Below are 24,129 nucleotides of genomic sequence, written 5' to 3' on the forward strand. Positions count from 1 at the left end.
GCCCAAAGCACACACGAAAACGGATACATCAAGCCAAGAAAAACTTTTTGGAGAAATTCAAAACAGCTTCTTATTTTAATCTGTGTAATCTGTGGTGCTTTAAAAAAGAGGTATGGAAGAAACAGTAAAACATCATTTGTTAGACCGGGTGAAGAAGAACCCGTATGTCAATCATTTGGAGATTGATTTTCAAGAGATAGAAGAAGGCCGTGTGGTAGGGCGCATGCCGTTGAAGCCCGAACAGCGCCAGTATAGCGGAGTGGTGCACGGAGGGGTGTTGGCGGCATTTGCCGATACGGTAGCCGGATTTGCGGCTTATACGATGACGCCTACCGACCGGGATGTGCTGACGGCAGAGCTGAAGACTTCGTTCTTGCGTGCGGCATGGGGCGACGAGCTGGTAGGGATAGGCACCGTCGTGAAATCGGGGTTGAACTTGCAGTTTGCCGAGTGTGAAATCTATTGCGACGGCAAGCTGGTGAGCAAGGCTTCGGGGACATTTTGTGTGGTGCATTCTCTGATTTAGGCGTATGAAAGCGGAAGCGATGTATATCCGTCTGGACGGGTTGAAATTTTATGCCCGTCATGGTGTGTTTCCTCAAGAAACGCGTGTAGGTGCGGAGTTTACCGTCGACCTGTGTTTGCGTACCGATTTTTCGCAAGCGGCGGAGACCGATGCCTTGGAGGGAACCGTCAGTTATGCGGAGGTGTTCGAGCGGGTAAAGGCGGAAATGGAAATTCCTTCCCGTCTGCTGGAGCATGTCGTTTATCGGATAGCCCGCCGCCTGCTGGACGATTTCCCTAATGTCATGGAAGTCACTATCGGCCTGTATAAGCAGAACCCGCCCATGGGAGCCGATTGCCGCCGGGTGGGGGTAGAGGCGAGGTATGCACGGAATTAGTTGACAAGGAAACAAGTTGGCAAGGTTTACATATTACAAAGCCTTGCCAACTTGTCAACTGAATAGCGATTTACCTTTCTCCTATCGGCGTGTACGTTACTTCTTCCAATACGTTCTTGTATGCCGGCCGGATGATGCGTCTTCCTTCGAAGTTCAGTTCTTCGATGCGGTGGGCGGTCCAGCCTACGATGCGCGCCATGGCAAAGAGCGGTGTGTAGATTTCTATCGGCAGCCCAATCATTTCGTAGATAAAGCCGGAATAGAAGTCCACGTTCGAGCATACTTGTTTCTTTGTGCCCTTTACTTTCTTGAAACATTCAATGGCGCGTTGTTCCAGCAATTCCAGGAAGGCAAATTCTTTTTCGCACCCTTTTTCGGCTACCAGTTCGCTGGCAAGTTCTTTCAGAAGCACGGCACGCGGGTCGGAAATGGTATATACGGCATGGCCGATTCCGTAAATCAGTCCGCTCCCGTCGTATGCTTCTTTGTGCAGCATCCGTATCAGGTAGGTGTCTATTTCGTCGATGTTGGTCCAGTCGGAGATGACCTCTTTCAGGTGGTGGAACATCTTTACCATCTGGATATTGGCTCCGCCGTGTAGCGGGCCTTTCAGCGAGCCGATGCCGGCTGCAATGCTCGAATAGGTGTCGGTGCGGGTAGAGCTGGTGACACGTACGGTGAAGGTGGAGTTGTTTCCTCCTCCGTGTTCTGCCTGAAGCACCAGCAGCAGGTCGAGCATCCGCGCTTCCAATGGGGTATATTCCTTTTTCATCATGTAAAGGAAGTTTTCGGCTATCGACAGGTTTTCATGCGGGTGCCGGATGTGGAGCGAACGGCCGTGTATGCTGTGCCGGTAAATGTTGTAGGCGTATGCGATGATGGTAGGGAACTTCGAGATGAGTTCGATGGACTGGCGCATCAGGTTGTCGCGCGAGATGTCATCGGGGTTGGGGTCGAACGTGTACATTTCCAGCACGCTGCGCGCGAGGATGTTCATGATGTTCTGTCCTTCCAGGTCGATGATGTTCATGGTTGTCTTCTTGTCGAGCGGCATGTTGTCGTTTATCAGTTCCTTGAAGGCATCCAGCTGTTCGTTGTCGGGCAATTCTCCCGAAAGGAGCAGGTATGCCACTTCTTCGAATCCGAAGCGTTTTTCCTTTAGCAGGGCATGTACGATGTCGGCAAGGTCGTATCCCCGGTAGAAGAGCTTTCCGGGAATCGGTTTCAGCCCTTCTTCCGTACGTTCATATCCCACTACGTTGCCTATCTTGGTCAGTCCTACCAGCACGCCGGTCCCGTCTTCGTTGCGCAGCCCGCGTTTCACGTTGTATTTCGTAAATAGTTCATTGTCGATGCGGCAAGCCTGCTTGGCGCATTCCGAAAGCTTGTATACGATGTATTCTTTTTTCATGAGTAGTACAAAATTTAAATGATGTTTATTAGAAACGCAGATTAAACCGATAGGTAAATAATCTGTGAAAATCCTCTTTGTCAAATAGCTTGTAGGGGCGTATCGCATACGCCCTGAAAACATCCATGTGTGGATAAGTTGGCGTATTCGGGCGTATGCGATACGCCCCTACATTGGCTGTTTGCGGGTATTTAAATAATCTGTGAAAATCCGTGTTAATCTGCGTTTCTGAACTGACAGATTATTTAAACGAATCAGAGTCAGTTACTGCTTAGCGCATCAATCACCCGTTGTCCGAATTCCATAGTGCCCAAGGGTTTTCCGTTGGGCATGAAGCGGGCGAGGTCGTTGGTCGCTTCTCCCGCTTCGAATAGTTTCTCCAAGGCTTGCGTGACGAGGGTTGCGGCTTCTTCCCAGCCTAAATGTTCCAGCATCATGACCGAAGAGAGCAGCATCGAACAAGGGTTGACGATGTTTTTTCCGGCGATGTCGGGAGCCGTGCCGTGGGTGGCTTCGAAGATGGCATGCCCCGTTGCGTAGTTGATGTTGGCTCCGGGAGCGATTCCGATGCCTCCTACCATGGCGGCAAGCTGGTCGGATATATAGTCGCCGTTCAGGTTCAAGGTGGCTATTACCGCATATTCTTCAGGCTTCAGCAGGGTGTTTTGCAGGAACGCGTCGGCTATGCAGTCTTTGATGATAACCTTTCCGGTGTTGGCGGCATCGGCAAGGGCGGCATTTGCCGATTCTTCTCCCAGGTCTTTCTTTATCTGGTTGTATTGGTTCATGGAGAAGGTCTGGTCGGGAAACTCTTGCTCTGCCACTTCATATCCCCAGCGTTTGAACCCGCCTTCGGTAAATTTCATGATGTTGCCTTTATGCACCAGTGTGACGGAGGTCTGATGATGCTGCAAGGCATACCGGATGGCGGAACGTACCAGCCGTTTGCTCCCTTCGGCGGAGACCGGTTTTACGCCGAAGGACGAGGTCTCGGGGAAACGTACTTTGCTTACTCCCATCTCGTCGTGAAGGAAGGTGTAGAACTTCTGGGCTTCGGGAGTTCCCTGTTCCCATTCGATGCCTGCATAGATGTCTTCCGTGTTTTCGCGGAAGATGTGCATGTTTACTTTTTGCGGTTCTTTCAATGGGGAGACGACTCCCTTGAACCAGCGTACCGGGCGCAGGCATACATAAAGGTCGAGGGTCTGGCGCAGGGCTACGTTCAGCGAACGGATGCCTCCGCCTACGGGAGTGGTCAGCGGCCCTTTGATGCCTATCAAGTATTCGCGGAAAACATCAAGGGTGGCTTGAGGGAGCCATTCGCCTGTTTGGGCAAATGCTTTTCCTCCTGCAAGCACTTCCATCCATTCGATGGAACGTTTGCCTCCGTATGCGGCTCTGACCGCTTCGTTCACAATTTTCTGGCATACCGGAGTGATTTCGGCGCCTACTCCGTCACCTTCTATATAAGGTATGGTTACACAGTCGGGTACAATCAGCCGACCGTCTTTCATTTGTACTTTGCTCATAATGGATTATTGTTTTAAATTTTTTAATATCCGCATTCTACCCAATTGCCATGTAGGGGCGTATCGCATACGCCCTGAAGGCATCCGCATGGGTTAGTTGATGCATTCGGGCGTATGCGATACGCCCCTACATGGGATGTTTGCGGATATTCAAATTAAATTTAGGTACTGGTAGACCGGATTTTTAGAATGTATTTAAAACCTAGTCCCTGGTCCCTGATATTGTTTATAAATTCAATGCCGCTCCGGCTTTAAACCACTTTATCTGCATTTCATTATATGTATGTGCGGCTTCGAATGTATCTTCGCTTCCGTCGGCATGCCTCAACTTGATTTGCAGGGGTTTTCCGGGTGCGAACTCTCTTAATCCGAAGACAGAGATGCGGTCGTTTTCCTGCACTTTATCGTAATCGTCTTTATGGATGAATGTCAGTGCCAGCATGCCTTGCTTTTTCAGGTTCGTTTCATGGATGCGGGCGAAACTCTTGGCAAGAACGACTCTTACGTTGAGGAAACGCGGCTCCATGGCGGCATGTTCGCGGCTGGAGCCTTCTCCGTAGTTTTCTTCGGCTACTACGATGGAGGGAATCCCTTTTGCCTTATAGCTTTTGGCAACGGCGGATACGGCTTCGTATTCTCCGGTCAGGGTGTTCAATACCCAGTTCGTTTTCCCGTTGAAAGCGTTTACGGCTCCCATCAGCAGGTTGTTGGAGATATTTTCCAAATGTCCGCGGAACCGTAGCCACGGGCCCGCCATGGATATGTGGTCGGTGGTGCATTTCCCTTGTGTCTTGATCAAGAGCGGCATGTCGATGAGGTCATTTCCGTCCCACGGTGCGAATGGTTCCAGCTTTTGCAGGCGTTCCGAATCGGGATGTATGGAAACTTCGATGGATTTGCCGTCGGCAGGCGGGGCAATGTATCCGTTGTCGTCTACGGTGAATCCGTTTCGGGGCAGGGTTTCGCCGGCAGGTGCATCCAGTTTCACCTGTTCGCCCTTTTCATTGGTAAGGGTATCGGTCAGCGGGTTGAAGCACAAGTCTCCGGCGATGGTAAGTGCCATAGCCAGCTCCGGTGAAGCTACGAAGGCGTGCGTATTCGGGTTCCCATCGGCACGTTTGGCAAAGTTCCGGTTGAACGATGTGACAATCGAGTTGGCTCTGTTCGGGTCATCGGTCACCCGTTTCCATTGTCCGATGCACGGGCCGCAGGCATTGGTCATAATGGTTCCGCCTACGGCTTCGAAGGCACTTATCATGCCGTCGCGCCGGGCAGTGCAATAGATTTGTTCCGATCCGGGATTGATTATCAGGGGAGAAGCCATCTTGAGGGCTTTCTCCTTTACCTGACGTGCCAGAGAGGCTGCCCGGCTCAGGTCTTGGTAAGACGAATTGGTGCACGAACCGATTAATCCTACTTCCATGAGGCGTGGGTAACCGTTTGCTTTTACTTTTTCTGCAAAATCCGAAATGGGGCAGGCGGCATCAGGTGTAAACGGCCCGTTGATATAAGGTTCCAATGCCGACAGGTCGATTTCGATGATGCGGTCGTAATACTTTTCCGGTTGTGCCAGCACTTCGGGGTCGGCTTGCAGGCAATCGGCGCATGCCGATGCCAGCCGGGCTATTTCTTCACGGCCGGTGGCACACAGGTAAGCGTTCATCTGTTCATCGTAAGGAAAGATGGAAGTGGTCGCGCCTACTTCGGCGCCCATGTTGCAGATAGTGGCTTTCCCCGTTGCTGAAATCGATGCGGTTCCTTCGCCGAAATATTCAATGATGGCATTGGTCGCTCCTTTTACGGTAAGGATGCCGGCAAGTTTCAGTATCACATCTTTAGGGGCAGCCCATCCGTTCAGGCTTCCTTTCAGGTGCACGCCGATGAGGCGGGGCATTTTCAGTTCCCATTCCATGCCGGTCATTACGTCTACGGCATCAGCTCCGCCTACTCCGATGGCTATCATGCCCAGTCCGCCTGCATTGGGCGTATGCGAATCGGTGCCTACCATCATGCCGCCGGGAAAAGCGTAGTTTTCCAATACGACCTGGTGGATGATGCCGGCACCCGGTTTCCAGAATCCGATGCCATATTTGGCAGACACGCTTTGCAGGAAGTCATACACTTCACGGTTCACCTGGCAGGCGGCAGGAAGGTCGGTTTGTACGCCTTTGTAGGCTTGTATCAGGTGGTCGCAGTGTACCGTTGCAGGAACGGCTGTTGTTTCTTTGCCTGCATTCATGAATTGCAGCAGTGCCATTTGCGCCGTGGCGTCTTGCATGGCAACGCGGTCGGGGCGGAATGTAGCATAATCTTCGCCTCGCCGGAAGCGGGGTTGTATCTCCGGATGATACAAGTGGGTATATAAAATCTTTTCGGCAAGCGTGAGAGGCTTGCCGCTTGCCTGTTGAGCCGCTTTTACCCGTTTTGCATACGAGGCGTAAAACGTTCTTAGCATGTCGATGTCGTAAACCATAAGACTTTTTGTTTAATGAATTGTTTTTATTTGTCCGCAAATGTAAGAAGAATGTTTTGGAAAAGCAAGATTTTGCAGACAAAGTGTCTTGTTTGATGTAAATCATGCAGCGGTTTGCCAAATTTGCGGCTCGTATATCCGGTGAAACGTTTCTTTGATGCGCCGTATCCTTTCGAAATGCAGCCGAAACGTTTCCGCAGGCTTTCGAAGCCCTCTGGAATGTTGCCGAAGCGTTTCCGCAGGCTTTCGAAGCCCTCCGGAGTGTTGCCGAAGCGTTTCCGCAGGCTTTTGAAGCCCTCCGGAGTGTTGCCGAAGCGTTTCCGCAGGTTTTCGAAGCCCTCCGGAGTGTTGCCGAAACGTTTTACCGGAGATTTTTTTAGAAAAGCATTGAGTATTTCTCATTTCTTGTTCGTATTTTAGGGAAAACTTAATAAACTCATCTATTTATGAAAACAAAAATTTGGATAATCGTTTTCTTCTGTATAAGTGCCAGTTTGCAGGTTGCAGGTCAGGTAAGTGGTTTGCCGCAAGGGCACCCGCGCTTCTTGACCGATGCCGGAGGCAAGGAGGAGACGTTACGGTTGATTGAGGAAGAAACGTGGGCACGGGAAGTGTTCGACGGATTGAAACGGCGTACTGACACCTATGCCGGACGTGAAGAAGGATGGCTGACATCGCGTCTGCAAATGTACTGGAACACCCACGCTACCGACGTATATATAAAAGGAGAGGTGTACGACCATGCCGGAGGCAATCGCGCGCCTGCGCCTACGGTGATGTTTACCGGCGCACGCAGCCATGCAACCAACTACCGCCGCCCCAAGCTGGAAGAGCTGGAGCCTTACGCCGAAGACCCGAAGGGCATGTATCTGGCGAACGCTACGCTGGAAGGGAATCCCAAGGAGTGGGTGCACATCGGCAAGACGGGGCGCATGATAGAGAGCATCAACCGCGAGATAATGGGCATCGCCCGTGATGCTGCTTTCCTGTGGTGGCTGACCGGCGAGGAGCCGTATGGACGGATGGCGGCATCGGTGTTCGATACGTACATGACGGGCATTTATTACCGCAACGTGCCGGTCGACTTGAATAACGGGCACCAGCAGACCCTGGTGGGCATGACCTCGTTCGAGGTGATTCACGAAGACATCCTGAACGAGTTGGTGCCGTTGTATGATTTCCTTTATGATTACCTGAAGCAGACCCGTCCCGAAAAGATGCCGGTGTATGCCGGGGCGTTCAAGAAATGGATAGAAAACATCATCGCCAACGGTGTGCCTCATAACAACTGGAACCTGATTCAGGCACGTTATATCATGAACGTGGCATTGATACTGGAAGACGATGCCGCTTATCCCGACCGGAAGGGCAGGGGCTATTACATCGATTATGTAATCAACCAATCTTCGCTCCGCCAGTGGTCGCTGAAGCAGTTGGCGGATTACGGATTTGATTCCGCTACGGGCATTTGGGCGGAGTGTCCGGGCTACAGCATGAACGTGGTGGGCGACTATGTTTCGTTTGCCAACCTGTTCGACCGTAACCTGCAAACCGACCTGACCATGCAGATTCCGGTTATCCCGAAGGCGGTAGAAGCCTTGCCTCAATACCTGTTCCCCAACCGGATGCTGTGCGGCTGGGGCGATACACATCCGGGCGCGTTGCGCACCGATGTGTTCCGTTACCTGATTCAGAACGCGCAGCAGTACGGCAAGAAAGCCGAAGAACGGAAATTCACGGCGATGTTCCGCCTGTTCGACACGAAAGCCGGCGAGGCAGGAAAGTCTGCCCGTATGCCGGTGGCGGTCACTTCGTTTTTCGCCGATAAGCCGCTGGTGTTGGACAAGGAGGTGAAAGCCGGCAAGATAGACGACTATGTGACGCCGACGTTTTATGCGCCCAATGTGAGCTGGCTGGTACAGCGCAACGGCATGGACGCACGCAACAGCCTGATGGCATCGCTCAACGGAAGCGAGGGAAACCATGCGCACGCCAACGGCATCAGCCTCGAACTGTACGGAAAAGGCTATGTGCTGGGACCGGATGCAGGCATCGGGAAGACGTTGTATCAAGGTTTGGATTACCTGGAGTATTACAGCCAGTTCCCGGCTCATAACACGGTGTGCGTAGACGGCATTTCGTCGTATCCCGTCATGAAGAGCAACCATGCCTTCCGTGTGCGCAACCTCTATCCGGCATCGGGCGCCAAGGTGGGCTACCAGCCGGTAAGCTACACCAACGTGTATTTCCGCGAGCCCGAATCGTATGCCGACCAGACCCGTTTGGTGAGCATTGTCAATACGGGCGATTCTACGGGGTATTATGTCGATGTGTTCCGCAGCCGGAAGATAGAGGGCGACGACAAGATGCACGACTATTTCTACCATAACTTAGGACAGACGCTGGACCTGCGTGCTTCCGGCGGCGATACGCTCGCAATGCAGCCCACGCAAGAACTGGCTTTTGCCGGGGCACATCTCTATGCTTACTCCTATATATATAATCAGCGATGCATCGAAACCAGTAAAGATGTCCGGGCTGACTTTACCGTCCGGATGCCCGATGGCGATGATATTACGATGTCGATGTGGATGAAGGGCGAGCAGGAGCGGAAAATCTTCTCGGCTTTAAGTCCGATGACCGAAGGGTTGAGCCGCATCAAGCAGATGCCTTATGTGATAGCCGACCAGCCTACGCTGACCTTTGTGGCACGCCAGCGCGGAGAGGCGTGGAAGCGTCCTTTCGTATCGGTATTCGAACCGCATACGGCAAAGAATGCGCCTTCGCGCATCAGGGAGGTACGCTTTCCGGAAGTCAGCGCCACCGGTGAAGGAAGCCATACGGGCATTCAAGTGATACAGACCGACGGTACGGCCGATTGGATTCTCTCTTCCGATAAGGCAGAAGTGCGTTGCACCACGGAAGGGATTTCGGCACAGGCGGTATATGCGCTCTACCGGCAGAAAGGCGGGCAGGGAGAAATGGCTTTCTTGGGCGGCGGAACCTTGCTTGAGGCGGGGGATATCCGCATCGAAGCGGCAGAAGCGGCGGATGTTTTGCTGGTGAAGGAGGCTGGAGGCTGGATGTACACCGCTTCCCGTCCGTGTACAATTACGATGGGTGGAAAAGAGCTTAGTTTGCCGTCGGTGCAAACAAAAACAAAAACTTCTGTATTGTTTTCAAAGTAGAAAAGATATTGTTATTTTTGTTCGCCTCAAAAAAAGGTAGATTGGTAAATAAGAATGAGAGAACAGCTGAAGTTTATAATAATCATGGTGGGCATCTTGTTGCTCGTGGCGGCACGGGCGGCAGGCATGCCCTTTTCATATAGTTTCCGCAGCCTGTCGGTGTCCGATGGGTTGCCCGATTTGGTCATCAACACTTGCTATAAGGACCGGTCGGGCTATATGTGGTTTGGTACCAATGTGTCGTTGGAACGTTTCGACGGCATTCGTCTGAAGCATTATCTGATAAAGGGGAAAGCCGAAACCTGAAAGGCCGAAAACCTGAAACGGGTATATGCTGTTGCCGAGATGGCAGAGGGTGAGATATGGGTAGGGTCGGATGTGGGGTTGCTGCATCTGGACAAAGCGACTGATGACCTGGAGGCTGTAGAGCCGGTATTGATAGATGCTCCGGTATATTGCCTCTTGTCGGACGGGAAGCAAACGCTGTATGCAGGCACGCGCAAAGGACTGTTCGTTTACGAGGGCGGCAAGATGCGTCACATCCTGATAGACAAGAACGTGTTTTCGCAATGGAACGAAATCAAAGGGTTGAACATCGGCGAAGACGGCCGTTTGTGGCTTGCTACTTTGAAAGGGGTAGTGGCTTTGCATACCGCTTCGGGCAAGCTGGAGACGTATGCATACCGGAACCCGTTTTACTCGCTGACCCGTATCGGCGGGGTATTGTATCTGGGAACGATGAACGAAGGAATCGTTACGTTCGATACGCAGGAAAAGGCTTTCGGCAAGCTGGTGGATGTGGGCTGCTCGGTCATCTCTTCTCTTTCTACCGACGGCAAGGACCTGCTGTATGTAGGGACGGACGGAAATGGAGTCCATTTCGTGTCGGTGACTCAGCGAAAGGTCGTGAAGTCGTTCCGGCACGAGACCGGAAACGATGCCAGTATCCGTTCCAATTCGGTGTACTCGCTTTTGGTAGACCGCGACGGGTTGCTTTGGATAGGTTTTTATCAGCTGGGGGTGGACTATACGTTGCACAATAACGGGCTGTTTGCGGCTTATCGGTATCCGCCCTATTTGGATACGCGTGACATGCCGGTGCGTACCATCGCTTTCCACCAGGGGGAAAAGCTGGTAGGCTCGCGCGACGGGCTGTATTTTATCGATGAAGACAGGCGGTTGTTCAAGAGTTTTCATAACTTGCGTGCCAATATGATTATTTCCAGTTGCTATTTCGAGGGGAAATACTACATCGGTACGTATGGAGGCGGCATGTATGTGTTCGACCCGCTGACCCTTGAACTGGTTGATTTCGATGCGGCGGAGGGCGAGCCATTCCTGACAGGCCATATATTCTGCATCCGTCCGGATGCGGACGGCGATTTGTGGATTGGCACTTCATCGGGGCTTTACCGCTATCGGGCAGGGAAGCAGGTGGCTCATTATACCGGTTCCAATTCCAAGTTGCCCGAAGGGAATATCTACGAGGTCTTTTTCGACTCTACCCGCAAAGGATGGATTTGTACCGAGAAAGGGCTTTGCATTTGGGATGCTTCGTCGGAAAGCATCCGTACGGATGTCTTTCCCGAAGGATTCATCAACGAAGAGAAAGTAAGGGTGGTCTACGAAGATTCCAGGCACAATCTTTATTTATTGCCCGAAAAGGGTACCTTGTTTGTGTCCGACCTTTCCATGAGCCATTTCTCGCGTTTCGACAACGAACTGCTTCGGGGCAAAACGCTGATGTCGGTGGTGGAGGACAATGAAGGATGGCTGTGGCTCACGACCAACAACGGCATCTATCGCTACGACAAGAAAGACCGGGTGATGCCTTATAGCCTCTCCGACGGTATCTTGAGCCCTATCTTTATCAACTGTATGCCGGTGAAGGACGAAAGCGGCGGACTTTGGTTCGGCAATTCCAAATGATTGGTTTATCTGGACATGAACAAGCTGAAGTCGAGAAACGTTCCGCCTTATAAGCTGGCTGTTTCGGGAGTGCAGGTTGATGGGGAAGAGGCGGTTCCCGAAGTGTGGGGCAGAGGACAGGCGGACGGCATTTACCTGGACAAGGTGAAAAACAATCTGACCGTTTTCTTTTCGGCACTTACTTATACCCATCCGTCTGATATGTTTTACGAATACAGGTTGGAAGGCGGAGAGGATGACGTGTGGAAACCTTTAATCGGTAAGTCGTCTGTTTCTTTTTACAATTTGTCTGCGGGAGATTATCTGCTCAGGATACGTAGCATCGGGTTTCCCGAATCAGAAATCGTATTGCCTGTTAAGGTGCATTCCGTATTTTGGAGCTGGTTTGTGGCAGGGGCAGGACTGTTGTTTATCGGAAGCCTTGCCTGGTTTCTTGTGCGGAAGAAACGGTCGGGACGCCTGCATGTATCCGACAGGCAGGAAAGCCAGGATAATCCCGTTACGCAGCCCGACCCGGACAAACTGGTATTGCAGACCATTCTAGACGGTGCGCTGGAAACATACATTCCGCCGATGGAACATTCGGAGGACGAGCCGGCAAAAGAGAAATACAAGGTAGACCTGAAGAATGCCGCCAGCTCCAGAAAATACTGGAGCGGCTGATGCAGGAAGAAAAACCTTATAAGAATTCCGACCTGAAGATTGCCGATCTGGCAAAGATGACAGGATACACCTCGCATACGCTTTCTTACTTCTTCAATCAATACCTGAAGAAGAACTATTACGATTACATCAACGAATACCGTGTGGAAGAGTTCAAGCGGCTGATTGTGGATGAGCAATATGCCAAGTACACGCTGGAGGCGTTGGCAGAAGTATGCGGCTTCAGTTCGCGTGCCTCTTTCTTCCGTTATTTCAAGAAGGTGGCAGGTATCACTCCCAATGAATACATCAAGCAGTTGAACCGTTAAGAAATAATACCTGCAGTGTCATGAAGGCGCAAAGAGGTTCTATTCCTCTTTGTGCCTTTTGTTTTGCCCGATGCAGATAGTTGCGTAGGCAAACGCAGGCAGGTGCGTTGTTTGTAAGATTATTAATCTTCCGGCTGTAAGATTATTAATCTTACACGTGTAGGATTATTAATCTTACAGAAAAGTTACTTATTGAAATATTTCCTTTTTACCATTGTGCGTAATTTGGTAAACGATTATTTACGCCGTTTATATAAGAAGCAGGAAATCGACCGCTATCTGTATGAGGTGCTTCCGGTTTCTGTTACGGATTTGGAGAGCCAGGTGATTGCAAAAGACTTGCGGCGGTGGGAGTACCGGAAAGTTGCTACGCTTTCCGAACAGCGTCGGAAGGTGTATGTGATGAGTCGGTTTCAGTCTAACTCCATTTCGGAAATATCCCAAAAGCTGAATCTGTCCTTTCGTACGGTAGAAAGCCACCTTTTTGTTAGTAGGAGAGATGTACGTGAATTCATGAGAGCATGTATCTAAATAAATTGTTAATTTAAAAATTGATTTATGAAAAATGTAGTGAGAATGTTGTCAAAGAGAATGTTATTCTCTGTCTTTATGGCATCACCTTTGATGGCTGGAAGTTCGTTATCGGCTTTTGCAGGTATAGGCAGCGTAGGGTGGATGCAGCAAGCTAATGTTGTAGAAGGTATTGTAACTGATGTGAACGGTGAGCCGGTTATTGGTGCCAGCGTTGTAGTGAAAGGCACGTCAAACGGGACTATTACAGATTTGGATGGTAAGTTTAGTTTGCCGGATGCTCAAGGCGTTTTGGTTATTTCGTATATCGGTTATAAGACGCAAGAAGTGGTTCTTGACGGGCAGAAACATCTGAAAGTCATGATGGAAGAAGATTCGAAAGCTTTGGATGAAGTGGTAGTAGTGGGGTATGGTACACAGCGTAAATCAGACCTTACAGGTTCTGTTACCACAATCAAGTTAAAAGACATTTCCGGTATCCGGGGAGGAAATGCCGGAGAAGCTTTGCAAGGGAAAAGCGGTCTGACGGTCGTGACTTCAGGAGCGCCGGGAGCAACTCCTACCGTCCGTATTCGTGGTATTGGTACGGATGGTGACGCTACTCCTGTGTACGTAGTAGACGGGGTAATGACAAATAATATAGATTTTCTTAACCCTAAAGATATCGAGAGTATGAATGTGCTGAAAGATGCCTCAGCTACTGCTATTTACGGTTCAAGAGGAGCCAATGGCGTGATTATGGTGACAACAAAAAGAGGCGAGTCCGGAAAGCCTGTCGTTTCGTACTCAGGGAGTGAAGGCTTTCAGTATATCATTGATAATTATGATGTCTGCAATGGTTCCGAATATGCCCGCTTAATGAATATTGTTGCCCAAAATTCCGGACAAGAACAACCTTACGGAAATCCGTCGGGGTATGGAAAAGGAACTGATTGGCTGGGGGAAATGACCCGGAACGGTTGGACACGTGACCATCAACTTTCTGTATCGGGTGGCTCCGAATCTGTGAATTATAATGTGAGTGCCGGATATTTCAAGCAGAATGGTGTATGGGAGAATACGTCTTATGACCGCTGGACTTTCCGTATCAATAATGAATATAAGCTTTCAAAATCTATCCGGATAGGACATAACTTGAATTTAGCTGTCAGCAACAGTGACGGCAGAAGCGATTCATATCGTTTGATGCGTTCCGTTTTGTCTGGTTCACCTCTTATTACACCCCAAAATGAACAAGGAGAGTGGAATTCTATGCAGAATGGTGATTTGATAAATCCTGTTGCGGAATTAGCCCTGAATGCCGGTTATAACAATAAGCGGATACGTTTCTTTGGGAATGTATGGGGAAGCTGGGAAATAGTGAAAGGGCTTACATTCCGTACGTCGTATGGTGTTGATTGGTTACATGGTTATGAACATCAGTTGAAGGGGATTTACAATATCAATCCATCCCATCAAAGCAACAGTTCTAATACCTTTATGGAGAATTATGCGCTCGAAAACACATGGTTGTGGGAAAATACATTGACGTATGATCGTTTATGGGGGAACACTCACCATTTGAATATCCTGGCAGGTTTTACGTCTGAAAAAGCACGGACACAAGGATTGGGAGCAAACAGCCGGAATATTTTGATGTACGACAAAGATTATGGCATGACAGCTACCGCTCCTACCGATGCAGACCGTACCGTGGCAGCGGTCAAGCCGACAATTACGACAAGAGCTTCTTACATGTTCCGTGTCAATTATTCATTGAAAGACCGTTATCTGTTTACGGCTACAATGCGTGCGGACGGTTCTTCCAAATTTGGAAAGAATAACCGTTGGGGGTATTTCCCGTCGGCTGCAGTAGGTTGGCGGGTCAGTGAAGAAGCGTTTCTGAAGGATGTGGACTGGTTGAGCAATTTAAAGATAAGAGGAAGCTGGGGACAAACAGGTAATGACAAGATTCAGGACAATGTTTCGTATGCGTTGGTATCGATGGTTGATGAGTATCATGCTGTTTTTAATGGACAAGTATATCCCGGTGTAGGTATTGTAAATGCATCTAATCCGGATATCAAATGGGAACGTAGTGAACAGGTTGATTTGGGATTTGACTTGGGATTGTTTAATAGTATGCTGACTCTTGAGTTTGATTATTTCAACCGTAAGACTAAAGACCTCTTGATGATATTGCCGATAAAAGGAGGTTCGGTAGGTATTACGCCTACATATTCCAATGCAGGTTCAGTCCGTAACAGTGGTTTTGAGTTTACTGTTGCATGGCAGGATAACAGGCATCCGTTCAATTATGGTTTTACATTTAGTGGAAGTACATTCAAGAATGAAGTAACCGATTGGAAGAATCAAAAGACTATTTCCACTGCTTGGTCTACTAATCTTCAGACAGCCAAGGAAGAAGGAAAACCTTTCGGATATTTCTATGGGTATAAGACGCAAGGCATTTACCACACTCAGGCAGACCTTGACCGCTGGAACGAATATGCCCGTAGCAAAGGGGCGGACGTTTATCATTCGGAAGCCCAATTGGGAGATTTGATTTATGTAGACGTTGACGGGGATTGAAGAATTACCGCAGAGGATCAGACGGATCTTGGAAACCCTTATCCTAAATTTACGGGAAGCTTGGGATTTAATGCGTCGTGGAAAGGGTTTGACTTGTATTTGGATTTTACCGGAAGTTTTGGAGGGAAGGTGATGAATAACTCTTACAATGACTTTACATCGGTGACCAACAATATACATCGTGATTGGTGTGATTCATGGACTCCTGAAAATCCGGACGCTGTTATGCCTCGTTTGGCAGGCGGATCTATCAATGTGGGAAGAACATTGGATATAATGGTTTTCGATGGTGCTTATCTGAAATTGCGTTCTGCAGAATTGGGCTATACGTTGCCTGATGAATGGATGAATAAGATTGGGATTGGCAGACTTCGTATCTATGTAAACGCATCTAATCTGCTTTACTTTACTAAATATAAAGGTTTTACTCCCGAAATCATGGATGGGCAGGATTCGAATACTTATCCGATGGCGGGCAGTGTGAACTTCGGTTTGAATTTGACTTTATAATAATTCTTTTAATTCAGAAGATATGAAACAGATAAAAACATATATAATGGCATTGGCTGGAACTTGTATATTAGGTTCGTGTAGTGATTTCTTGGATGTTACTCCGCAAGGAGAATTGACCACAGATTTGTATTTTAGCCAAGAAGAACGAATTAATGAAGCGGTATCACGTGTTTATTCATCCATTAACTGGCGTTTTTTCCGTTTGGGTACAATGTATTTTACAACGCATGAGTTTCCTTCGGATGATGTGCGGATGAATACGGCAGACGCTAATTTCTTGACTGCATATAACTTTCAGTACGACCCCAATAACGTTTATGTGGAACGGTTATGGGAAAGATGGTATCAATATATAAATGATTGCAACCAGGTATTGGAACTTACGAAAGATTATGATGATGAAACAGCAGCTCTTTATAACGCGCAGGCACGTTTTTTCCGTGCATATTGGCATTTTGATTTGATGAATGTATTCGGTGAAGTAGTATTGCGTGACCATGTTCCGGCAGAAAATGAATATAATATTCCCAAAAGTTCAGAGGAAGATATTTATAGATTGGTAATATCTGATTTGGAATACGCTATAGAACATCTTCCTACCCGTCAGGAATGGGGAGAATAAAACTTGGGTCGTGTGACCAAAGGAACGGCAAAAGGGATACTGGCAAAGGTTTACTTATATCGTCAGGATTATGAAAACGCCTACAAGTATGCCAATGAAGTTGTGAATGTAGACCATGAATATTCACTCGACCCGGATTATCGGAATCTGTTCTCTATTCAGGGTAAATATTCTTCGGAAAGCATGATGCCGGGACACTATATTTACCAGAATATCGAGGGGCGTTTGCGTAATCCGTATGTAGAGTTTCAAGGTATTCCCGGCTCAGGATTGGGGTCTGCTTATTTTGTTCCTTCCGATGAATTTGTAAGTGCTTATGAAGAGGGAGATCCGCGTAAGGAAGCGACAATCTTTGAAAAGGGAGAAACCATTGAAGGCTATACAGGTGAAATAACTTGGCTGGAAGAAAAAGATGAGGCAGGGAATGTTGTATCTGAGTTTAACTATGCAAACAAGAAAGTGATTTGGCCCGCTACGCAATGGCCCGACAATGACTTTTTCAAGCAAGAATTGAACCTGCCATTCCTCCGCTTTGCGGATATCTTGTTGGTTTATGCCGAATCGGCTAATGAACTTGGGAAAACAACAGAGGCAGAAGATGCCCTTGAAAAAGTCCGTTTCCGCGCTCGTGGAAACCAAACGTATGCCGAGGCAGGTGTATTGCCGGAAAAAAGAGGGTTGGGAAAAGATGCCTTACGGGAAATAATCTGGAACGAACGCCGTATAGAATTGGCTTTTGAAGGAAACCGTTGGTTTGATTTGGTGCGTTATGAAAAAGTAGTACCCAATTATACGACCAACCTCATGCACCGTAAAGGACGGACGAATTTTGACTATGCGAAGCATAGCAAATTCCCTATTCCTACCTATTATATAACCAGTTCAGAAGGGGTCTTGACACAAAACCCTGCACGGCAATAGGTTTTAGTATCAGATAAATTTCTAAATTTGAATATCCGCAAACATCCCATATAGGAGTAAAATGCGGATATTCATTTTTTAATGGTAAGTCTGTATTTGCTTTCATTGGGGCATACTCTCTTGCTTTTTCGGGGAAAAATAATTATTATTGCAAAGTGAATGTCCGCAAACAGCCCATGTAGGGGAAATGAGGATATTCGTATATTTTACAATCATAAACCGTAACACGTAAATTCTTATGAAACCGATTTTTCTAAAATGGACCTTTGCCGTATGCTTTTTGAGTATGGTTTATGGCATACAGGCACAGTCTTATGTATGGATATGCAGTACAGAAAACAATTATTGGAAAGAGGATGAGACCAAGCTGCAATCCCGTCCCGTTCAGACTCCTTTGCTGGAAATAGATGGGACAGAAAAAGGCGTTCCTTTCAAGGCATGGGGTACGACGTTCAACGAGTTGGACTGGGATGCCCTGCTGGCGCTGACCCGTGATGAACAGGATGAAATTATGCATAACCTGTTTGCTCCCGACGGAGACTTGAAGTTTACCCGCGGACGTATCCCGATGAATGCCAGCGATTATGCCCGTTCGTGGTATAGCTGTGACGAAGTGGCAGGCGACTTGGAACTGCGTTATTTCAATATCGACCGCGACAAGCTGGGCATCATTCCTTTGATTCGTGCCGCCCAGAAGTTCAATCCTCGCTTGACTTTCTGGACATCTCCCTGGAGTCCGCCAAGCTGGATGAAAATCAATGGAGATTACCCGGTACTGAGCAGCCGTTTCAACCGGCAGGACAAGCGTTTGGACTATCTGCTGTATGGCTCGCAAGACGGGGTAGACGAGGATGAGATGAAATTCTTGGGCGAGCGTGAAGGGCAATTCCCCCGAAAACTGGCTACACAGGATTATTTCATTCAAGACCCTCGTTACCTGCAGGCATACGCCAATTATTTTTGTAAGTTCATCGATGCCTATAAAGCCCAGGGGGTAAACATCGATATGGTAATCTATCAGAATGAGGCCTACAGCTACACGCCTTATCCGGGCTGTGCCTGGACAGCTGAAGGCACGATACGTTTCAACCGTGATTATTTGGCTCCTGCCTTGAAAAAGCATCATCCGGATGTGAAGCTGTATTTGGGTACGTTTAATACCAACCGGCAAGACCATGCAGAAAAGGTATTAAGCGATGACCGGTTGCGTGCCTGCATCGAAGGGCTTGCCTTTCAGTGGGAAGGACGTCAAATCCTGCCTGCCATACGCCGTCAGTATCCCGGTTTCCATTATATCTGTTCGGAAAGTGAATGCGGCAACGGAGCTATGGACTGGAAGGCGGGCGAGCATACGTTCTTTTTGATAAGTGACAATGTGGGCAATGGTTGCGACGAATGGTTTAATTGGAACTTCTTGCTTCCAAAGCATGGCACCAGTCCTTGGGGATGGAACCAGAATGCATTGATAGAGCTGGACAGTGAAACACGGACGTTCCGCTATACGGCAGAATATTATGCCGTGAAGCATTTTTCTCATTTTGTCGTTCCCGGAAGTGAAATGATAGGCTATGCTCCCAAAGAGAAAGACGGAACGATAGCGGTGGTCTACCGTACTCCTGAAAAGAAAATTGTCGTTATAGCAGGCAATTTGGGCGATACGCCGCAGCCGGTAAGCGTGAAGATAGGGAAGAAATACCTTAACGTGACGCTGGACGCACATTCCCTGCATACTTTTGTCATGAAGTAGTTTGTTGGTAAATGAATTTCACCACAGTATAAATGAAGTGGCACGATGAAGAAACGCAGCTTCACGCAGATTTTCGCAGATTATAAATAATGAATGTCCGCATTTTGCCCAATAAGGAGTTAAAAGGAGTTATTTCAAGGAGTTAAAAGGAGTTAGAAGCCAATACTTTTGCTCATGGGAGCCATAGCAGGATTAACTCCTGCCGAAGGCATAACTCCTTCTAATTCCCTTTTATACTATGGGCATTTGGCGGATATTCAAAAAATTTAAAAGCCTCTGTGTCCTCTGTGGTGAATCCCGATCCGCATCACCTTATTTGCTGAATGTCACATTTTCTACATGTTCGCCGATGAAAATCCGTGCCAAATCGCCTGTTTTGTACCATGCAGGTTTGCCGGGCATGTCGTCGGAGATAACCGTACCGTTGATGCGGAGGTTCTCGAAGCGGATGTTTCTTACCAAGCGGTCGCGGTCGTAGCCGATGATGTGCGACAGTTCGGCATGATGAAGATGGGCGAATACGTAGCGTTGTCCAACTTGCGCAATGGTACGGATAACCAGAACAATACGGGAAGCTGGCTGGTAAGTGCCACCCAGATGCCGTTTACGACCTATGAATATTGCATTGACTGCTCTTGCCGCGATAAGAACCACGGTGCAACCCATACGCAAATGGCAGATGATGAAGGGCGTGGCAGCGTTCGTCCGGGATGGGAAATCTTGTACAATCATTATGCAAAGGTGGCGAATGTAGGCAGTGGCTATACGTATGCCAAGCAGTTCGCTGACAAGCTTCGTCCCGAAGGCGGTGTGGGTGAACCGGAAAACCGTTACGGTACAAACAGCGGTGCGTTCGACCAATTGGGTTGGGCAACCTTGATGCTTTACCGTGAATAGATATTGTTAAGAAGCTGTTTTGAATTTATCGTGCGATGATTTGGGATGAGTTTTTGAGGCATTTTTGCTTCTGTGATGAGGAAGATAGCGGGCTATCTGACGAAGAACAGGAGCGAAAAGGGCCAAAAAATCGCCCAAAGCACACACGAAAACGGATACATCAAGCCAAGAAAAACTTTTTGGAGAAATTCAAAACAGCTTCTAAGTTAACCCAAAGAAAGCGGGGCTTGTCCGGATGATGTGAATCAATCGGATAAGTCCCGTAATGTTATAAGTAACTGCTCATAAATGAGATTCAACACAGAGGACACGGGCATATACTCTCATAAGGAATGTGGCGTATAGTAAGGCAGCAGGAACCGGAAGAAACCCTGCTCCACCTCCTGGTTGGGGGATTCAGACGGTTGTTCTACAAATCTTCCTTCAATCCTTGCTTCCAACCGGGGAAAGGGCAGTGGTCGTGGATCTCACGGAAAAGCTTTAGACAGTAATTCACCAAATTACGGGCTTCTTCCACTACAATGGGGTCACCCATGATTTCAATCAACGAGCGGGAGGTGGATGTATTAATCGTCTTACGAATACCCATCTCGTTGTTGCTTAATGTTACCAAGCTGTAATCGGATTTACAAGTCATTAAGTCTATCACTTGTGGGCAGGGCTTTTCGAGCATCTGTAACAGCTTATTTACGTCTGCATGGTTGGTGATGCGCTTGAAAAAAGTGCCCCAACCCGCAAAAAGCATTACCTCGTTTTTTCCATTAAACAGGAAGTTTACTATTCCGTAAAAGCCTTTTCCTGCTTTAAATATATATTCGGCATAATCTTTACGGACTACAAATGTCATCGCTTCGCCCGCTATAAATGTGCCGCCGGCAGTTGTCTGTAAGAAAGTACGCATAAGTTATCAAATCTGTTTACAATGTTATTAAAATGCGAAAACCCACCGTGAGTGCTCTTCAGTCACCCACTTCTCCACCGTCCTTGTTTCCGATGAGAAGTTTGCGCCTATCAGGTAAAGCTTGCGTTTGTCCGTCTGGAAAGGGCGGGCGTAATGGTTGTCCTTGATTTGCCGGAGGGCTTCTTCGGCGGTCTTGTCAAGCTTCAGTTCTATGATGTAAATATAGTCTTTTGTCTGAATGGTAATATCTATGCGGCCTTGTCTGGTCGCCTGCTCTACCTGTACATTGTAGCCCAGCATGGTGAAAATCAGGTAGAGAGTGTTTTGGAAATCCTTTTCCTTGTCAGCTCCTGCCACCATGTAGCTTCTGCCTGCCAGCATGGTCTGGATGGTTTGCAGCAGGTCATCGGGGTTGCCCTGTTTGACGGCTGAAGTCATCTTGTTGAGAATGCCCCTGACGCTCGATTGCTGCTGTGACGTGTAGTAAGGCATCAGAAAACGGAAGAAACCCCGCTCAACCTCCTGATTGGGGAAGTCCAGACGGTAACCTAATTCGGGGTCATAACCGGCAATGGTGAGATAGCCGCTCTGGAAGAGTACGGGAACGGGGTCATCATATCCCTCGTCTACGGAAGAAAGTACATCTCCGTCCACATAAATGCCTTTCAAATCATGCAACTCATAGTCGTTCTGTTGCAGCAGCTTGACCAAAAAAGTGGGTGTGCCTGTCTTAAACCAATAGTCATTGAACTCTTTTTTTGCAAATGTATTGAGCAGGCTGAATGGATTGTAAATGCCTACACTGTTCTGCCGGAAATGATAACCGTCGTATTGCTTGCGCAACCTCTCGCATGCCTCTTCGAAGGTCATGCCGTTGGCATCGGCAAGTTCGCGGATGGAGTCGTCAAAGTAAATGTGCAGTTCTTCTTCAGATATGCCACAAATGTCCACGTATCGGGGATCCATGGAGATGTCATCCAGATTGTTTAGGTCGCTGAAGATGCTGACGTGGCTGAACTTGCTCACGCCCGTGATGAAACCGAAACGGATGCAGGCATCCAGTGACTTGAGCACAGAGAAGAAAGCTTTCAAGGCTTTCCGGTACGCATCGTGCAACGGTTTGTTGTCGATGGTGCTGAGAAGCGGTTTGTCGTATTCGTCCACCAACACCACCACTTGTTCACCCGACTGTTTGTAGGCAGTATGTATTACGTTATAGAAACGTTCTTCGGGAGCCAGGTTGCTATCAGTAGTCATGCCATAACCCTGTTCCCACATCACAAGGTGCTTATTCAATTCCGCTTTGAGGGATTCTTCATCCTCATAATTACGAGCATTCAAGTCCAGATGAAGTACAGGATACGTCTTCCACTCCGTTTCCAGTTTCTCTATGGCAAGTCCTTTGAACAAGTCTTTTTGTCCCAAGAAGTAAGCTTCCATAGTAGAGACCAGCAAGGATTTGCCGAACCGGCGGGGACGGCTGAGAAAGTAGTATTTCCCCATCAACGCCATTCGGTAAATAAATGCCGTCTTGTCTGCGTAAACGAATCCGCGCTTGCGGATGTCGGCAAAACTCTGTATTCCTATGGGGTACTTCATCATGGCTCTGTAAGTTTTTGAGTTTTTAAGTTCTTGGGACGTTTGATTTTGTTTACAAAGTTAACGATTAATCTTCAACAGACAAAGAAAAAGTCGGTTTATAGTAGAACAAAATCTCACCACAGAGGTCACAGGGTACCACAGAGAAAAAATTTAAAAGCCTCTGTGTCCTGTGGTGAGAAAATGCACAATTTCATACCGCGTAAAATATAAAAGAATGCAGACGGGGACAGACGGACACAGATTTTACTATAAAATCACTTCTGATTGACTTTAGAAGATGAAATGAGCACTTGCTTATCTGAATCTTTCTTTGTATATTTGCTGCATAAAAATGAGTTTGTATATGAAGAAAGAAATAAACGGTTGGCTGAATATTTTGCTGGGATGTATCATCCTGGCGGCAGGTTTTGTGTTTTTTATCAATCCATATAACATTGTGCCGGGAGGTGTATATGGGGCGAGTATCGTGTTGCATAACCTGTTTCCTTCCGTTCAGGTAGGTACGTTCGGGTATATGTTCGATATTCCGTTGCTTATCCTTTCGGTCATCTTTTTAGGCACGAAGCTGGGGGCGCGTACCATTGCGGCTGCATTGACCACTCCTTTGTTGATGAACATCATGTCGCGTCTGGTATATCCTACGGAAGAAGCTTTGCATGCGCTTGACCCGTCTCAGCTTTTGGGAGGCATTATGGACTTGTCGGACCATCTGATGCTGACCTGCGTGATGGGTGCCGTACTGATAGGTATCGGGAGCGGCATTGTGGTGAAGAATCAGGCTACTACGGGCGGGAGCGATATTGTGGCAATGATGCTTCAGAAGTATATGCACATCCGTTTCTCGCGGGCGATATTGCTGGTGGACGGGATCGTTGTCTGCTTTGGTTTGTTGGTGATTGGGTTCGGATTGGGAAGCGGAGAAGTATCCGAGGAACCTTCCGTTTATTTGTCTTTGTATTCGTTGATAGCTATCTTCATCGTATCGCGGGTGATAGCTTATATGATAAACGGCTCGAAGAATGACAAGCTGATATTTGTTATCAGCGAGAAGGAGTTGCCAGATTTGCATAAGTATATCTTGAATGATTTGGACCGTACCGCTACATGTATCAAGAGCAGCGGCTTGTACACGAAGAAGGAGAAGGAAATGATTTTCTTGGTAGTGAGCTACAAGGAAGTGGCGGGCGTGAAAGCCACGATAAAGCTTGCCGACCCGCGTGCCTTCGTGGTAGTGACCGATGCTTACGATACGTTCGGTGAAGGCTGGAAGCAACTTCCTTCACCCAATGAGATTGAGCCGGAGTGATATCGGGGCTTACGCACGATATGATATACTTCTGCTAATAGAAGCTGTTTTGAATTTATCGTGTGATGATTTGGGATGAGTTTTTGAGGCATTTTCGCTTCTGTGATGAGGAAGA

17 protein-coding genes and 2 pseudogenes are annotated in these 24,129 nt (G+C 48.1%); 13 read left to right on the top strand and 6 right to left on the bottom strand.

Features of this window, described 5'->3' with window-relative positions; translation table 11 throughout:
* Positions 1-112: 112 nt before the first annotated feature.
* On the top strand, positions 113-526 hold the full coding sequence (locus tag H9625_RS14335) for a PaaI family thioesterase (protein WP_013616180.1): 414 nt from the start codon (positions 113-115) through the stop codon (positions 524-526).
* Positions 527-530: 4 nt separating this feature from the next.
* Positions 531-902 (top strand): dihydroneopterin aldolase, encoded by a 372-nt coding sequence (folB, locus tag H9625_RS14340; protein WP_041583805.1) that lies wholly within the window; start codon positions 531-533, stop codon positions 900-902.
* A 70-nt stretch (positions 903-972) separates the two neighbouring features.
* Here the strand turns inward: folB and H9625_RS14345 are convergent, their stop codons facing one another.
* The 3 genes from H9625_RS14345 to H9625_RS14355 all read right to left on the bottom strand — a co-directional run bounded on the left by H9625_RS14345 (position 973) and on the right by H9625_RS14355 (position 6,315).
* On the bottom strand, positions 973-2,313 hold the full coding sequence (locus H9625_RS14345) for a citrate/2-methylcitrate synthase (RefSeq protein ID WP_013616182.1): 1,341 nt from the start codon (positions 2,311-2,313) through the stop codon (positions 973-975).
* A 260-nt stretch (positions 2,314-2,573) separates the two neighbouring features.
* On the bottom strand, positions 2,574-3,842 hold the full coding sequence (icd, locus tag H9625_RS14350) for an NADP-dependent isocitrate dehydrogenase (protein ID WP_087396393.1): 1,269 nt from the start codon (positions 3,840-3,842) through the stop codon (positions 2,574-2,576).
* Positions 3,843-4,068: 226 nt separating this feature from the next.
* Entirely contained in the window at positions 4,069-6,315 is a 2,247-nt protein-coding gene (locus tag H9625_RS14355; RefSeq protein WP_191765000.1) for an aconitate hydratase, read from the bottom strand.
* Positions 6,316-6,761: 446 nt separating this feature from the next.
* On the opposite strand from H9625_RS14355, the gene H9625_RS14360 reads away from it, so the two are divergent.
* From H9625_RS14360 to H9625_RS14410, 8 genes and pseudogenes are all read left to right on the top strand, one after another.
* The gene (locus H9625_RS14360; RefSeq protein ID WP_191765002.1) at positions 6,762-9,503 is read left to right on the top strand and encodes a heparinase II/III domain-containing protein; all 2,742 of its coding nucleotides are present in this window, start codon (positions 6,762-6,764) and stop codon (positions 9,501-9,503) included.
* Between the two features lie 54 nt (positions 9,504-9,557).
* A pseudogene (locus H9625_RS18070) lies at positions 9,558-12,403 on the top strand (two-component regulator propeller domain-containing protein).
* A 192-nt stretch (positions 12,404-12,595) separates the two neighbouring features.
* Positions 12,596-12,934, top strand: coding sequence for a sigma factor-like helix-turn-helix DNA-binding protein (locus H9625_RS14385; protein ID WP_022039964.1), 339 nt, complete (start codon positions 12,596-12,598; stop codon positions 12,932-12,934).
* A gap of 45 nt (positions 12,935-12,979) precedes the next feature.
* A complete protein-coding gene (locus tag H9625_RS14390; RefSeq protein ID WP_191765011.1) occupies positions 12,980-15,505 on the top strand; it encodes a SusC/RagA family TonB-linked outer membrane protein in 2,526 nt (841 codons plus the stop codon).
* A 60-nt stretch (positions 15,506-15,565) separates the two neighbouring features.
* A complete protein-coding gene (locus tag H9625_RS14395; RefSeq protein WP_191765013.1) occupies positions 15,566-16,015 on the top strand; it encodes a hypothetical protein in 450 nt (149 codons plus the stop codon).
* Positions 16,016-16,037: 22 nt separating this feature from the next.
* Complete coding sequence (locus tag H9625_RS14400; RefSeq protein ID WP_191765015.1) at positions 16,038-16,640, top strand: RagB/SusD family nutrient uptake outer membrane protein; 603 nt, start codon at positions 16,038-16,040, stop codon at positions 16,638-16,640.
* 12 nt (positions 16,641-16,652) lie between these two features.
* Entirely contained in the window at positions 16,653-17,561 is a 909-nt protein-coding gene (locus tag H9625_RS14405; protein WP_191765017.1) for a RagB/SusD family nutrient uptake outer membrane protein, read from the top strand.
* Between the two features lie 238 nt (positions 17,562-17,799).
* Positions 17,800-19,308, top strand: coding sequence for a glycoside hydrolase family 30 protein (locus tag H9625_RS14410; protein WP_191765019.1), 1,509 nt, complete (start codon positions 17,800-17,802; stop codon positions 19,306-19,308).
* Positions 19,309-19,620: 312 nt separating this feature from the next.
* On the opposite strand, the pseudogene H9625_RS14415 reads toward H9625_RS14410, so the two are convergent.
* A pseudogene (locus H9625_RS14415) lies at positions 19,621-19,812 on the bottom strand (endo-polygalacturonase); the annotation flags it as partial.
* A gap of 168 nt (positions 19,813-19,980) precedes the next feature.
* On the opposite strand from H9625_RS14415, the gene H9625_RS14420 reads away from it, so the two are divergent.
* Positions 19,981-20,205: a hypothetical protein gene (locus tag H9625_RS14420; RefSeq protein WP_177896348.1), complete on the top strand. Its 225-nt coding sequence runs from the start codon at positions 19,981-19,983 to the stop codon at positions 20,203-20,205.
* Between the two features lie 35 nt (positions 20,206-20,240).
* Positions 20,241-20,444 carry a hypothetical protein gene (locus H9625_RS14425; protein WP_158100065.1) on the top strand — a complete coding sequence of 68 codons (204 nt, stop codon included), beginning with the start codon at positions 20,241-20,243 and terminating at the stop codon, positions 20,442-20,444.
* 170 nt (positions 20,445-20,614) lie between these two features.
* Here H9625_RS14425 and H9625_RS14430 read toward each other — a convergent pair whose 3' ends face one another.
* Complete coding sequence (locus tag H9625_RS14430) at positions 20,615-21,106, bottom strand: hypothetical protein (RefSeq protein WP_087247121.1); 492 nt, start codon at positions 21,104-21,106, stop codon at positions 20,615-20,617.
* A gap of 27 nt (positions 21,107-21,133) precedes the next feature.
* On the bottom strand, positions 21,134-22,705 hold the full coding sequence (locus H9625_RS14435) for an ATP-binding protein (protein WP_191765021.1): 1,572 nt from the start codon (positions 22,703-22,705) through the stop codon (positions 21,134-21,136).
* A 346-nt stretch (positions 22,706-23,051) separates the two neighbouring features.
* On the opposite strand from H9625_RS14435, the gene H9625_RS14440 reads away from it, so the two are divergent.
* Positions 23,052-24,014 carry a YitT family protein gene (locus H9625_RS14440; protein ID WP_013617439.1) on the top strand — a complete coding sequence of 321 codons (963 nt, stop codon included), beginning with the start codon at positions 23,052-23,054 and terminating at the stop codon, positions 24,012-24,014.
* Positions 24,015-24,129 lie beyond the last annotated feature (115 nt).

The organism is Phocaeicola intestinalis (genome assembly GCF_014837065.1).
Lineage (GTDB): Bacteria > Bacteroidota > Bacteroidia > Bacteroidales > Bacteroidaceae > Phocaeicola > Phocaeicola intestinalis.